The sequence below is a fragment of the Streptomyces hilarionis genome, assembly GCF_024539675.1.
GTDB classification, from domain to species: Bacteria; Actinomycetota; Actinomycetes; order Streptomycetales; family Streptomycetaceae; genus Streptomyces; species Streptomyces hilarionis.
This window is the reverse complement of sequence record NZ_JAHHIT010000125.1, coordinates 14336-28640: the sequence shown is the minus strand read 5'-3', so window position 1 is coordinate 28640 and position 14305 is coordinate 14336. Positions and strand designations below refer to the sequence as shown.

The 14305-nt window shown below is 74.8% G+C and carries 8 protein-coding genes; 2 read left to right on the top strand and 6 right to left on the bottom strand.

Features of this window, described 5'->3' with window-relative positions; genetic code table 11:
- Positions 1–195: 195 nt before the first annotated feature.
- The 4 genes from KMS84_RS27585 to KMS84_RS27570 form a co-directional block, all read right to left on the bottom strand.
- Positions 196–5394, bottom strand: coding sequence for a hypothetical protein (locus tag KMS84_RS27585; protein WP_256919162.1), 5199 nt, complete (start codon positions 5392–5394; stop codon positions 196–198).
- Positions 5395–5399: 5 nt separating this feature from the next.
- Entirely contained in the window at positions 5400–8678 is a 3279-nt protein-coding gene (locus KMS84_RS27580; RefSeq protein WP_256919161.1) for a hypothetical protein, read from the bottom strand.
- Entirely contained in the window at positions 8671–9498 is an 828-nt protein-coding gene (locus tag KMS84_RS27575) for a hypothetical protein (protein WP_256919160.1), read from the bottom strand. Before KMS84_RS27575 ends, KMS84_RS27580 begins: the two co-directional genes overlap by 8 nt.
- Before the next feature lie 175 nt (positions 9499–9673).
- Positions 9674–10885, bottom strand: a complete 1212-nt coding sequence (locus KMS84_RS27570) for an MFS transporter (RefSeq protein WP_256919159.1) — start codon at positions 10883–10885, stop codon at positions 9674–9676.
- Between the two features lie 96 nt (positions 10886–10981).
- Between KMS84_RS27570 and KMS84_RS27565 the strand changes: the two genes are divergently transcribed.
- Together KMS84_RS27565 and KMS84_RS27560 are read left to right on the top strand one after the other, a co-directional pair.
- Complete coding sequence (locus KMS84_RS27565) at positions 10982–11998, top strand: ArsR/SmtB family transcription factor (protein WP_256919158.1); 1017 nt, start codon at positions 10982–10984, stop codon at positions 11996–11998.
- Between the two features lie 143 nt (positions 11999–12141).
- A complete protein-coding gene (locus tag KMS84_RS27560; RefSeq protein ID WP_256919157.1) occupies positions 12142–12645 on the top strand; it encodes a glutathione peroxidase in 504 nt (167 codons plus the stop codon).
- A gap of 171 nt (positions 12646–12816) precedes the next feature.
- Here KMS84_RS27560 and KMS84_RS27555 read toward each other — a convergent pair whose 3' ends face one another.
- The gene (locus tag KMS84_RS27555; protein ID WP_256919156.1) at positions 12817–13008 is read right to left on the bottom strand and encodes a DUF397 domain-containing protein; all 192 of its coding nucleotides are present in this window, start codon (positions 13006–13008) and stop codon (positions 12817–12819) included.
- A gap of 260 nt (positions 13009–13268) precedes the next feature.
- A complete protein-coding gene (locus KMS84_RS27550) occupies positions 13269–14126 on the bottom strand; it encodes a helix-turn-helix domain-containing protein (RefSeq protein WP_256919155.1) in 858 nt (285 codons plus the stop codon).
- Positions 14127–14305: the final 179 nt, after the last annotated feature.

Genomic DNA, 14305 nt, shown 5'->3' with positions numbered 1-14305 from the left:
CGGTAGGGGGGCGGGGGGGAACGGCCGTCAGCCGGAGGGCGGCGCCGGACCTATGGCAGGACCGGCCGGACGGCGGCGCCCAAGGCGCCGACGGCACCGGCCCCGCGGACGCCCCGCACCCGTCGCGTCCCGTCTCGTCCCGGCCCCGCCCGCCCGGCCCCGCCCGTCCCGGGCCGCAGCCGCGGCCGGGGCGGTTCAGCCGGCGTCGTCGAAGGTGGTGCCCGACGCGATGGCCGTGATGCTGACCCGCAGCCGGCGCGTGTCCAGCGACGACACCGACGTCGCCGCCCGCAGATGGGCGTCGAAGACGCCGTGCAGCGGGCGCAGGGCGGCGGCGAGGGCCGGCTTGTACCCGGCGTACTCCGTCAGGTCGGCGAGGTCCCTGGTGCCGGCGGTCGAGAGGGCCTCGCCGAGCTTCTCGACTTTGGGGAGCAGGTCGGGCAGGCGGCCCGCGGCGGCGGCTCCCGCGAGGGCGAGGGCGAGGTCGCCGCCGGAGCGGGGCGGGTGGGAGAGCAGCCGCTCGACGGCCAGCGTCTGGAAGCGGGCGCGCCACGGCGTCCCCGGGAACCAGTGCAGGGCGCGCGCGACCGCCGGGGCGTCCGCGAGGAGCGGTTCGCGGGCCGGGCGGTCGCCGACGCCCTGCACCGGGCGGCCGGCCACCGCGAGCGCCTGACAGGCGTGGCCCACCTCGCGCCACATCGCCCGGTCGTCGAGGACGATCTCGCGGGAGAGCAGGGTGACGACCCGGGCGTTGACGGCCGCGGCCACGCTGCCCCCGTGATGCGGCTGCAACTGGCCGACCAGCCGCAGCAGTTGCACCGCCGACGGCAGGTCGACGCGCTCGACCACCCGTTCCCAGCCGATCTCCTCCAGCTTCTCCAGCAGGGCCACGGCCCCGGTGTTGTCGCCGAGGCTGACGAGGAGCGCGGCGAGACCGACGGTCGGCTGGAGGTCGGCGATCAGTCCGAGCCGCAGCCGGCGCGTCGGCTTGGTGATGTCGATGCACTCGACGAGCTCGAGCGCCCAACGGCGTTCCCACAGCGCCACCGTCCGCAGGACGTCCCGGATGACGCGCGGGTTGGAGAAGGTGGTGATGAGCTGCTTCTTCAGCTCGAACGTCTTCTCGGTCCAGTCGGCGTTGCGCGGATCGGCGGGGCCCACCCCGATGCGCGCGAGGTGCAGGGCGGCCATGTACTGCTCGGACGGGTTCTGAAGGAGCTGTAGTTCCTCGGTGAAGATCCTCATCAGGGTGGCTTCGTCGGAGAGCCGGGTGTAGACCGCCCGGCCGAGTCCGGCGACCCGTTCCAGGACGGAGAGCATGCCGGTGGCGGCGAGCGGGTTCTGGTACATGGCCGAGCGCGTCTTCCACACCAGCCGCAGTTCCTCCGCGTCCTGGACGGCGACCGTGCGCATCGTGCGCCCGCCGTAGTCGACGAGGAGCCGCTGCACGAACCCCCGGTCGATCCCGCTGACGATGCTGAGGAACTGGGTGAACTCCTCCCCCGTCCGGACCGTGTCGAGCCGGTCCGTCCACACGTTCGGCCGCCCGATCAGCCGGCCGGTCTGCCTCAGCAGGGCCGCGCCGGAGATGCCGTCGGTGTGCCGCATCGTGCGGGCGACCTCGCGGCAGGCCTCGGCGACGGCGACGGACGAGGAGGCGTTGTTGAGGCGCTGCGCGAGTTCGCCGGCGTGGAACGTCTTGGCGTAGCGCAGCGCGGCCGTGGGGTAGAGGGCCCGGGCCAGGCGGTGGAACTCGGCCTGGGAGTCCGGCGGCGACCACACGCTCATGCCGACCATCAGATCCTCGATGCCGACCCTCTCGCGCAGGTCGTGCAGGAACCCGGGACCGAACTCGGGGTCCGCGCCGATCCACAGGGCGAGCCTCGGGCCCCAGACGCGGCGGGAGGTGGTGAGCGAGAGCGCGACGATGTCGACCATCTGCTCCAGGCACCGCTCCCGGTAGGAGACCTGCGCCTCCCACAGGCCCTTCACCAGGTGGTACTTCACCGACGGGCGGGGGTCCTTGACCAGCCAGCCCAGGACGGTGTCCACGCCGAGCCGGTCGCCGAACAGCTGGGCGAAACTCTGGCCGCTCTGGTGGTACGGGCTCTCCACCGCGTGCGTCACGGACAGCAGCATGCCCGCGGCCTTGGGGTCGTTCTTCGTGGCGTCGACGAGACGGGCCGCGAACGACCCGTCGGGGTCGTTGTCCTGCGTCCACACCAGGCCGCGGGTCTCCTCCGACAGCAGCAGACAGGCGCACCAGGCGTGCAGGCCCTGCACGACGCGCAGCAGCTCCACCGTCTCCATCGGGGTGGCGCGGCGGACGAGCGCGCGCAGCGCGCCGAGGTAGCGCGCGTTGTCGTGGCGGGTGTCGATGGCGCGCTTGAAGATCTCGTTGCGGTGCATGCCGGAGGCGCGCCGCAGTTCGTGCAGGGCCGTGATCACGTCGCGCGGGCTGCTGGCGTCCAGGGCGGGCTGGAGGAGGTCCTGGTGCTCGTCGAGCATCGCGGACCACTCGGTGCGGTCGACGTGCCGGCGCAGCATCATCCCGGCGAGGATCACGGCGAAGCCGTCCTCGGCGCGGGGCCGGTGGGCGACCAGCTTCTCCGGCCCCTCCTCCTGGTCGACGGGGTGGTAGCCGGCGGCGTCCTCGTAGTGCACCGCGTCGTCTTCGGCGACCCGCCGCCACAGCCGGCGCTGGAGGCGCAGGGCGCGCAGCACGAGGAAGTAGTCGGCGGGGCGGGTGGGGTCCAGACCGGTGACGACCTCGGCGACCCGTTTGACGACGATCTCGTCGAGGTCGGCGTTCTGGAACCACTCGACCCGGTCGAGGAGGTGGAGCCGCTCCTGGGCGGTTCCCTCCCCGCTGTCCAGGACGGCGCCGACCTGTGCGTGCAGCCAGGTCTTGACCTCGCCCAGGGCGAGGGCGCCGGTGGACATGGCGTGCCGGATGCCGCGGATCACGGTCACGAGGTCGAACAGCCGCAGCGTCGACGGCTCGTCCTTGAGGCGGTTGGTGAACTCCTGGATGACGTCCCCCGCGATGGTCTCGCTCAGGGAGGTGCCGAGGGCGGTGAGGCAGCGGGCCAGTTCGGCGGCCCCCGCGTTCTCGCACCACTCCGCGAACGCGCCGCGGCGGGTGCGGTCCAACAACTCGGCGGCGACCTGGGCGCGGTACAGGCGCGCTCCCAGCAGCCGCGGCAGGACCTCGGGGGACCTGGCCCGCATCAGCGCCTCGAACCCGGGCAGCAGCCGTCCGACGATCTCGGCGCGCAGCCGCTCCTCGCCCGGGACGGGCACGCGTTCGGGTTCGTCGCGATCGTCGTCGGCCTCCGCCTCCTCCCGGATCTGGAGCACGCGCTGGAGGATGCGGGTGCTGTCCTCGACGCTGGGGATCCGGGCGAGGCCCTGGCCGTCGAGGGGCTCCACGCCGAGGGTCGCGTGCTCCTCCTCGGTGAGGTCGTCGAGCGTCTCCACGGGGACGCCGGAGTGGATCAGGGAGGCGGCCGCCATGTCGGCCACCGCGTCCTGTTGGTCGAGCCCGAGGCCTCCGAAGCAGGCGAGGACGGGGTCCTCGTTCCCCCCGTGGGTCATGACGCGGATGATCCGGTCCAGGTCGCGGCTGCCGTCGCCGCGCCGCACCTCGGCGAGCCCGGCCTCACTCCTCGCCTCGCCGGGCCGCGCGCGGGCCACCGCCCTGACGAAGTCCTCCAGGTGCGGCCCGCCCACGACGGCCGGGACGACGTCCACGCTCTCCGTGCTCCACTCGAAGTTCGCCGAGACGTCGTACTCCAGCAGGGCGAGGACGCTGCAGTGGACGTCCTCCGAGACCAGCGGCAGCAGTTCGTCCACCGCCTTGTTGCCGCCCTGGAGGGGGAGCAGCCCGTCGAGGATCAGCAGGCAGTGGCCGCCTTCCTCGCGCTGTGCCAGTTCGACGGCCCGCCGGGCGGCGTCGATCAGCGGGTCGCGGTCGGGCAGTTCGCCCCGGGTGGACCGGATCGCCTGGACCTGCCAGCCGCGGTCGCGCAGTTCCTCGGCGAGCAGCCGGGCGATCGTGCTCTTGCCGCTGCGCACGGTGCCGCCCACGACGGCCACCCGCCTCGCCCGTCCGCTCTCCCTGGCCGTCCCGCCCCGGGCGTCGCGGCCCTTCCCGGCGGGGGCGTCCTTGCCCTTCCCGGCGGGGGCGTCCTTGCCTTTACCGGCGGGGGCGTCCTTGGCTTTACCGGCCTTGGGGTCCTTGCCGTTGAAGATCTCGCGGAGGTCGGCGACCTGCGACACCGGGACGTCGCCCGGCCGGGGCTCCAGCGGCTCGACCACCCAGCCCAGAGCGAGCAGTTGCGCCCGGTGCCCGGCGTGCTTCCACTCGGTCCAGGCGGTGCCCCAGACGGCGGTGGCGGCCCCGTCGAGGGTGAGCGCGGCGGACAGGCCCGGCACCGGCTCCCTCACGCCGCCGGGGCGGGCCCTGACCCAGCCCCGCTCGGTGGGGGCCAGCAGCTCGGTGACGCCGATCAGCGCGAGCGCCTCGACGCGGCCGGTCAGGTCGGCGTCCGTCATCGGGGCGAGGACCGGCCCGTCCGTCAGGACGCCGGCGGCGGTCAGGTCCGGCCGGGGCAGGCCGGTGAAGCGGGCGAGGTGGTCGAGGGCGTAGCCGAGTCCCACGGCCGGGTCCTGGAGGTCGTCGGCGGGCCATACGCCCACCGGGAGCTCGGGGCGCGCTCCGGCCTCGACGCCGCCGAACCGCGTCAGCAGCGCGACGGCCGCGTCGCGGGCCCGGACCAGGTACGGCCCGGTCCACGCCAGGGGCGCGATCCACTCGGCGCCGTCGGCCGGCTCCGCGTCGGCCAGCGTGATCGCGACGCGCCCGCCGGGCCCGTCGGCGACGGCCGCGTGCCGCACGGGCTCCGCGCCCGGGTCCACGGGGCCGGCCGCCGCGGGGCAGTCGGCCCACAACTCGGCCAGCTGGTCGAGGACTTCCTCCCCGAGCAGCGGGACGAGCCGCCGCATCCGCGCGCGCGCCGCCGCGGCGGCGGCCGCCGCACCGTCCTCGTCGGGCGCGTCGTCGTCGGGCGCACCGTCGCCGTCGGGCGCGTCGGGCGGGGCCGCCGTCGCCGCCCCGCCCGAGGACACGTCGACGAGGACGGTCAGGCCGCTGGCGTCGGCCACCGTCAGCCACTCGGGCAGGGAGGCCAGCACGGCGTCGCGGTCCGGGCGGCCGAGCAGCTCGCCCAGCCAGCCGTCCGCGAGGGCGAACCGCGCGCTCCACGCGGCGAGTTCCTCGTCGGCGAGGTCCCGCGCGGCCGTGCGGTTCAGCGCCGTCAGCAGGCCGGCCAGCCGGTCGCGGACGAAGGCGGTGCCGGGCACGGTGGCCGGGGAGAGGGGTGACACTGTCATGCGGGTTACCTCCTGCGGCCGTTCCTGGGCATGCCGTGCTTCCTGCGGGTGCGGGCCCGCAGCAGGGCGGGCGCGCGGGAGGTCGCCACCACCAGGTCGGCGGACCCGTACCACCCGTCGGACCCCGACTCACCGCCGGACGCGGGCTCACCGCCGGACGCGCTCTCGCCGTCGGACGCGGGCCCGCCGCCCCCGGCGGGGTGGGAGAGGAGGCCCACGGGCAGCCCGTCCAGCGGCCAGCGGGCCGTGCTGCCGTCGGTGACGCCGTAGGTGTCCAGCCAGCTCCCGTCCCGGTGGCCGCCCGCGACCACGAACCAGTCCGGCGTCAGATGGACCGCCCGCAGGTCGTGCGGGAGCGCCGGGACCGCGCCCGCGAGGGCGGCCGCGCCGCCGACGAACGTGCACGCGCCGTCCGCGTCGACGACCACGGCCGTCTCGCCGTCCGCGGCGGCCGCGAGCCGGACCGGGTTCGGGCACAGCGCGACCCTGCGCGGCGCGCCCGCGGCGGCCGGGGACCAGCGGTGCACCACGCCGTCCAGCGTCGCGGCCCAGACGACCGGGTCCTCGGGCGGGCCGGCCACGGCGGTCGCGACGACCGTCCGCCGCAGCGGTTCCCGGCCCAGCAGCTCGATGCCCGACGCCCCCACGGCCAGCAGCTCGACGGCCGGCCCGTCGCCCATCGCGAGGAAGCCGGCCGGGTGGCCCGCGCAGGGGCCCGGCAGCTCGCCCTTCCCCGGGCGCAGCACCTGGTCCGGCGCGGCGGCCTCCGCGGCGCAGTGCAGCACCGTGCCGTCGGCCAGGACGACGAGCGCGTGGGCGGCCTCGGCGCTCTCCAGGGCGGCCAGGGCGGTGACGCGGCCGGTGAGCTGCCGGGACTCCCCCGGCTCGCCGCTGCCGCCGTCCCACCACAGCAGCGTGCCGTCGTCGTGGGCGGTGACGACGGAGCCGGGGCCGGGGCGGCCGGCGGCGGACACGCGCGTGATCGACTGCCGTTCGCGCCCGCCCGGTCGCGCCCAGCGCACCTCCAGCGTGCCGCAGGGCGCGTCGACGGGTCCGACGGCGTGCGCGAGGGCGGTGAGCTCATGCCGGGTGGCGGTCAGCGCGAGGGCGAAGCGGCTCTGGTGCGGTTGCGCCTGCCGCGGCAGCGCGCTGCGCACGGCGGCCCGCGCCGCCCGGTCCGGGCCGCTCAGGGCCTTGACGGTGCGGGTCATGGTGGGCCGGCCGAGCGCGAGCAGGAAGCCGGGGTCGTCCAGGAGCCGGCCGGCGTCGCCGCTCTGGTCGGCGGCGGCGGCCGCGGCCAGGATGTCGAGCAGGTGGCCGGGCACGCGGTCCCAGGCCGGGGGCGCGTCGCCGGGGCCGACCTCGTCGAGCAGCCGGCGCAGCACGGCCCTGCGGGGGCCGGGGCCCTGGGCCGGGGCCGGCCGGTGGCGCGGGCGCACGCCGTCGCGGGCGTCGCCGGGCCGGCGGCCGGTGAGCTCGCGCCGCTCGAGGAAACCGCGGCAGGCGTCGAGGCAGCTCTCCCACTGCGCCGCCGTCACCGGGACGCCGCCGTGGCGGGCGGTGACGGCGGCCCAGGTCGGCAGGTCCAGGAAGAGGTCGTCGTGGAAGGAGCACAGCGCGTTCAGGACGTCGGCCGCCGCGTCCGCCGCCGCCGGGGCGAGGAACTCTCCGAGGGTGCGGCGCAGGAGGGCGTCGAGCCGCTCGACGACCGCCTCGGTCGCCCGGTCGAGGGGGTCGGCGCGCTCCCGGTCCAGGACGTCCGCCGCCGTGACGGCCGCGGCGAAGCAGCCGCCGCAGAGCCGTTCGAGGGGCGCGGCCTCCTCGGGCGGGAGGTGCCCGCCGTAGGCGAGGCGGGTGCGCAGGTACGCGGCGACGGCCGTGGGGCCGCCGTGCGCCGGGTCGTCGAGGTCGACGGCGCACCCCTGGGAGGCGCCGGGCAGCGGGCGCGCCGCGCCGAGGACCACCCGGACGTCGGGCAGCGCGGCCAGCGGCTCCACCAGGTCGGCGAGCACGGCCTCGGGCCGGTCCGCCTCGTCCACGTGGTCGACGACGACGCCGCGCGCCCTCCCGCCGTTGCCGCCGCCGAGCGCGGCCAGCAGGCCGTCGACGCCCTCGCCGCCGAGGCCCAGCGAACGGGCGATGTCGTCGGCGAGCCGCTCGGCGGTGCGGCCGCGCGCGTCGACCGCGGCCAGGGCCAGGTCGCCGGCCGGCAGGACGCCCCGCCGGGCGACGACGGGGAGCCGAGCGCGCAGTTCGGCGGTCGCCGTGGTGACGATGCGGCCGAGGACGGCGGTCTTGCCGCTGCCGTGGGAGCCGGTCAGCCACAGCGGCGGGGCGGTTCCCGCGCCGGTGAGGTGGTCGAGGACGGTGCGCAGCGCGCCGTCGCGTCCGGTGAAGTACCAGCCGGGCGCGTCCTGGCCGGGCACCCCGCGCGAGCTGCGGCTCCAGACGCCCGGCAGCCAGTCGGGCGCGGCCGGGGGCATGAACAGCGGGTTGGGCAGGGCCCGGCAGTGCGGGTCCTCGTAGCCGGCGACGATCCGCGCCCGCTGCGAGGTCGGCGCGAGGGCTTTCCGGACGGACGCGATCACCTTGGTCAGGCTCAGGTGCCGCTGGTCCAGGGAGGGGGCGGCGGTGTCGCGCAGCGCCGCCGTGAAGGCGTCGGAGAACACGGTCTGCCCGGCCGTCTCGGCCCGCCGGGCGGCGGCCACGACCCACAGGTCGAACTGTCCGTCGAGCGGCCGGTAGCGGGCCTTCTCCAAGGTGTCGAGCAGGGCCTGTTCGCCGCCGGGCCCGGCCCCGCAGGCGTCCAGGATCAGCAGGACCTGGGCGAGGTCGGCGCGGTCCTTGACGGCCGTGAGCAGGTCGGCGGGCGGCAACGCGTCGCGCGAGTGGAGGGGGTCGGCCTGCTCCGGCGGGACGAGCTTCCACTCGTTCTCGTACTGGTAGCCGTGACCGGTCGCGTAGATCACCAGGGTGGCCGTCCGCGCGGTCGCCGCACCGTCGGGACGCGGACCCTGCCCGGGGCCGGCCGTGCTCCGGCTCCAGGCCACCAGGGCGTCGTAGAGGGCCGTGTGGGAGAGGGCGTCCCCGTCGGCGGGCTTCGTGCGGGTGGCAGGATCCCCCTCGCCGGGCGGGCCCTCCCCGGTGAACAGCTCGGTCAGTCCGAGCGCCCCCAGCTCGCGGCGGACGGCCCGCACCTCCTGCGGTAACAGCTTCAGATCGTCGAACGCGCCGTGGTAGGTCGGGCGTCCCGAGACGCAGAAGTACCCCGCCCGCTCAGCCAAGTGCCACCTTCAGCGACTCGCAGGTGCGGACGTTCTTCAGGTAGACGAGCGCGTCGTGGGCCGTGCCGCGGGAGTTGGCCGCGCTCAGGTCGTGGATCCGTCCCGCGAACAGCCCGTCCAGCTTCTTGACGGTGGCGACGGCGTCCTCCTTGGCGGCGACGTTCACCCAGGTGTCGATGCCGGCGGGCCAGGGGGCCGGGCAGGCGTCGAGGTAGGGGTGCAGTTCGCGCAGGACGGGCCGCAGTCCAAGCGGTGAGCCGAGGGTGACGAGGGTCTTCGCGGAGGTCGGCCCGTTGGACCGCAGCCAGTCGTAGGCGACGACGCTGCCCAGCGAGTGGGCGACGACGGCGCGGGGTCCGGTCTCCATCGCGGCGCTGAACTCGGCCTGCACCTTCTTCTTGAATTCCGGGTCCCGCAGATAGCGGGCCACCTGTTTGACGAACCCGAGAATCCTCGCGTTCGTGCCGCCGAGGATCTTGCGGGCCTGGAGGAGATCGATGGCCCACTGGACGCTTCTCGGGGCGTATCCGGCCTTGGTCACCTCGTCCCCGGCGGGGTCGTCGACGCTTTCCGCGAAGGCGACCAGCAGTTCCTGTTCGAGCCCGGGTTCGAGGTCCCCGATCTCGTACTGCCAGGAGGGTCCCGCTTTCCCGTCGTTGTAGAGATGGCCGTAGAAGACGCATTCGATCGTGAGGCTGTCGGCCTCACGGAACCGCACGTTCCGCAATCCCTCGCGCAATGCCTCCAGCCAGGTGTCGCGCATCTCGTCGCGACTCGACCTGTTGGCGAAAATTCCGTGCACGACGACGACGTCCGCCATGAATCCACCACCCCCCGTTTCGTCCCTGGCGACGATTATGACGACGCGGGCCACCTCGATACCGGTTCCTGCGCGAATTCGTCGCGTCACCGAGCGGCGAACCCGGCCCGGGACGCCTCCCGACGCCCCGGCCGCCCGCGCAAGGCGTGCGCGAGCGGCCGTCCCTGACCTGGCGTCAGGACGGGCTCCCGGCGGGCACGGGCGCGTCGTCCGTCCGGGGCGCGGCACGGCCGGCGAACGCCAGCGCCGCCGTCACCGCGATCGACAGGCCCGCCATCACGGACATCGCCGCGGCCGGCGAGGTGAGTTGGGCGATCCCGCCCGCCAGGGCCGCGCTCACGCCCTGGAGGGTGAGCATCCCGGCCGAGTGCAACCCCAGTGCGTGGCCGCTGAGTTCGGGCGGGGTGAGGGACATCAGCCGCTCCTGCTGCACCAGGCTCGCGCCGAAGCCGACGGAGGCGAGGGCGGCGCACGCCGCCGCGAGCGGCACGGCGGGGTGCAGCGCGAACAGGGTGTAGGGGGCGGCCAGGAGCAGCAGCAGCGGGGTGGCCAGGCGCGAGCGCGGGCCCGGCGGCAGGAGGCGGCCGACGAGCACGTCACCGGCCAGCATGCCGAGGGCGGCGCACGCGAACAGGGTGCCCGCCGCCCCGGGGTCGTAGGGCACGAACAGGGCCTCGCACCCCACGACGAGGCCGTTGGGCAGCCACAGCCCCAGGTAGGTCAGGCGGCGGGGGCGGGAGGACCACAGGGCGGCGTTGGCGCGCCGGGTCGCCGCGGCCGACAGCCGCCCGGAGGCCCGCGGCGCGCGGGAGGTCAGCCCGAGGCGGGCGACGAGGGCCGAGGCCGCGTACAGCAGGGCGGCGAGGAGGAGGACGGGGCGCGGGGAGAGCGCGGTCACGAGCGCGCCGCCGGCGGCGTAACCGGTGATCTGCATCAGCCCGCTCATCATGTTGAACAGGGAACGCCCGGGCAGGTAGCCGCCCTCGGCGCCGCCGAGGATCTCGTTCAGCAGGCCCCAGCGGACGCCGCCGCCGAGCGAGGCGACCAGTCCCTGCACGAGGACCACGGCGAAGACGCCCCAGGTCGGCAGCCCCGGCAGCGCCATGAGGGCCGCGGCCCCGGCGAACGCCAGCGACAGGCCGGTCAGCGCCGGCCGCGGCGGCAGCCGGTCGGCCCCCGACAGGAGCACGGTCGCCCCCAGCACCTGCGCGAGCGACGGCCCGAACATGCTGACCGCCGACAGCAGCGGCGAGCCGGTGGCCCGGTAGACGAGGGTGGCGAGGGCGAGCCCGCCGACCGTCTGGGCGGCGGTGTGGGCGGCGGAGGAGAGGAAGAGAGGGGTGAACTCGGGGACGCGGAAGAGCTGGCGGTAGGAGAGGCCGGTCATGGCCGGAGTCTGGGGCGGGCCCGGCGGGGGCGGTTATCGTTTCGCCGGCCCGCGAAACGTCGTGGGCCGCGGGGGACGGCCGTGGGGGTGCCGGGCATGGGCTGGTGGCAGGTGAACGCGGACACCCTGGCCCGCAGCCGGTTCGTGCTCTCGCCGCTCGCCGAGACCTTCGCGAGCCTGAGACTGCTCCAGGCGGGGACCGGCACGCACCCCGGCGAGCAGGACTGGCTGCGCGCGCACCTTCCCGGCCACCGCGCGACGCTGGCCGCCGACCCGGTGACCGCGCTGCTCCTGCGGGCGGGCCTGGGGTCGGGAGGACCGCTGCGCGCGGGCGCGTCGGGGAGCGGGGGGTGGATCGCCGACTTCCTCACCCCGACCCCGCGCGACGGCGAGAGCTTCGAGGAGGGCGTGGCGCGGGTGCGGGCGGCGGACCCGGCGGCGGCCCGGGCCCATCTGCGGACGTCCCTGGCCGGCGGCCCGCTGCCCGCCGCCCTGGAGCGGGACGACCTGCCCGAGCGGGCGGCCCGGATGCTGGAGCACGTGTGGGAGACGGACGTGCGGCCCTACTGGGAACGGCGCCGGCGCGTCCTGGAGGCCGACGTCGTGGCGCGGACCGTGCTGGTCAGCCGGGGCGGCTGGGCCGCCGTGCTGGACTCGCTGCGGCCGGGGACGCGCTGGCTCGGCGAGAGCCGCTTCCAGGTCAACGCGCACGAGTACCCGCCCCGCGAGGTCTCCGGAGCCGAGCTGCTGTTCGTGCCGGTCACCCCGGGGACCGGCTGGGTGGCCTGGGAAGGGCACGAGCGGTACGCCGTCGTCTACCCGTGCTCGGGCGTCCTCGCCGAGGACCGCGCCGAGCGCGCCCGGGCCGTCCCGGCCGCGCTCGGGGCGCTCCTGGGCCCCGCCCGGGCCACGGTGCTGGTGCTCCTCGCCGCGCCCCTGAGCACCACGCAGCTGGTGGCCCTGACCGGCCAGGGACTCGGTTCCGTCGGCCGCCATCTGCGGGTCCTGCTGGACGCGGGCCTGGTGGAACGACGCCGCGCGGGCCGCTCGGTGCTGTACTCCCGCACCCCGGCGGGACGCACCCTGACCGAGGCGGCCGCCCAGGTGCCGTGACCCCCGCCCGCCCAGGGAGGAAGCGGGCGGGCGGCGCAGGAGCCGGGCCGGGCAGGCGCGGGAAGCGGGCCGGGTGACGGCTGGAAGCGGGCCGGAAGGGGCGGGGAAGGGAACGGACGACGCCGGGGGCTAGCATCCGAGGCATGACTACTGATGCCGGCGCCTCTCCCCTCGACGTGCAGATCGACGCCCTCAAGGGCGGTTCCGCGGACCTCTCGCAGTACGCGGGCCGGACCGTCCTCGTGGTGAACGTGGCCTCCAAGTGCGGCCTCACCCCGCAGTACACGGGTCTGGAGCGGCTCCAGGAGCGGTATGCCGCTCAGGGCTTCACCGTGCTGGGCGTGCCGTGCAACCAGTTCCTCGGGCAGGAGCCCGGCAACGCCGAGGAGATCGCCGAGTTCTGCTCCGCGACGTACGGCGTGACCTTCCCGCTGACCGAGAAGGTCGAGGTCAACGGTGACGACCGGCACCCGCTCTACCAGCGGCTGGTCGGGTTCGCGGACTCCGAGGGACACACGGGCGACATCCGCTGGAACTTCGAGAAGTTCCTGATCGGCCGGGACGGCTCCGTCGTCGCCCGCTTCTCCCCGCAGACCGAGCCCGAGTCCGCCGAGGTCGTCGCCGCCATCGAGGGCCAGCTGAGCTGACCGCCGTCCCGGGGCCCGCACCGCGGCCCTGCCCCGGACAGCACCGGGGCCCCCTCGGCTAGGACGGCGATCTGGACGAGAGGGCCCTTGGGCGGTGCCTGTGCGCCGGTGTCGACACCCGGTGGCCGGCGGACGGCGACCGGTGGCCGGCGACGGGGGAAGTACTCCGCCCTACGCCTTGACCGATGCCACGAACTCGCTCCACGCGTCGGCGGGGAAGACCAGGTTGGGGCCGTCCTGGACCTTGGAGTCCCGGACGAGGAGGGCCTGGACGGCCGGTGACTTGACCTCGACGCACGCACCGTTGCCCGTGGAGTAGGAGGACTTGGTCCACGAGTGCGCGCTGCCCTGACGAATTGCCATTTTTTTGCTCCGGAGTGCGTTGTCGAATAGCTGTCCTCGCACCGCGGACCCCACTACGGCCCCGCGGTGCGTTCACGCCAACCTTGTTGCTCGATGGCGTGATCGACGCTACTCGCCAACATCGACTGACGAAGCGACTATTCACTCGACCGGATGACATATTCCAATGGAAACTTCCATCGGGTCGGGGGGAGGGCGTACTATGCGGCACTTCCCACGCGAACGTCCGTCATCTCGAACAGCGGCCGCCGCCAACAGCCCTACGGCACATACCCCTTGGCGATGTCGGCGATGAACTGGCGGGAGTGTTCGACGTTCAGCGCCTGGGCGCGCAGGTGCTCGTACATCACGCTGTACTTCTGCACGTCGTTCGGCTTCTCCAGGTAGAGGTCGCTGGTGACGCCCTCGATGTAGACGACGCTGGAGTCGGCGGTGTCGGGGAACTCCAGGATCGCGTACTGCCCGTTCAGACCGGGATGCGCGCCCATGTCGAAGGGGATCACCTGGACCGTGACATGCGGCAACTGGGACTGCTCCACGAGGTGTTCGAGCTGGTCCCGCATCAGTTCACGGCTGCCGACGACTCTTCTGAGCGCCGACTCGTCCATCACGCTCCACAGCCGCAGCGGGTTCTCCCCGGAGGAGACGCGTTCCTGCCGGCGCATGCGCACCTGCACGCGCTTCTCGATCTCCGTGTGCGCGGTCTCCGGCAGCGCGCCCGAGATCAGCGCCTCCGCGTACTGGCGGGTCTGCAACAGCCCGGGCACGACCTGCGGGTCGTACACGCGCAGGCTCGCCGCGTCCGTCTCCAGTCCGATGTAGACGCTGTAGGGGACGTCGCCGAAGGCGTGCCACCAGCCCTGCTGGCGCGAGTCCTTGGCCATCTCCATCAGCGAGTCGACCATCCGCTGGTCCTCGACCTCGTACACCCCGCACAGGTCGCGGACGTCGCGCTGGCTGATGCTGCGCCGTCCGTTCTCCAGCCGGCTGATCTTCGACTGGGACACCAGCAGGCGCTCGGCAACCTCCTCGGCCGTCATGCCCTTGAGCTCGCGGAGCCGGCGCAGCTCCTGGCCCAACCGGCGTCGCCTGACAGTGGGATTGACATTGGACGCCACGGGACGTGCACCTCCGGCTGCGTGTCTGTCACTGACACTTTGCGTATCTGCTGTTGAGCAGACTGCCACCAAGGTGCTTTCCACCGCTGGAAAACGGTGGTTATCCGGTCGGTACACGCCAGTTCGGATCAGTACTCCCACCGGCGCGGACACGCGTCCGCGCGGGGCGGTGCGACACA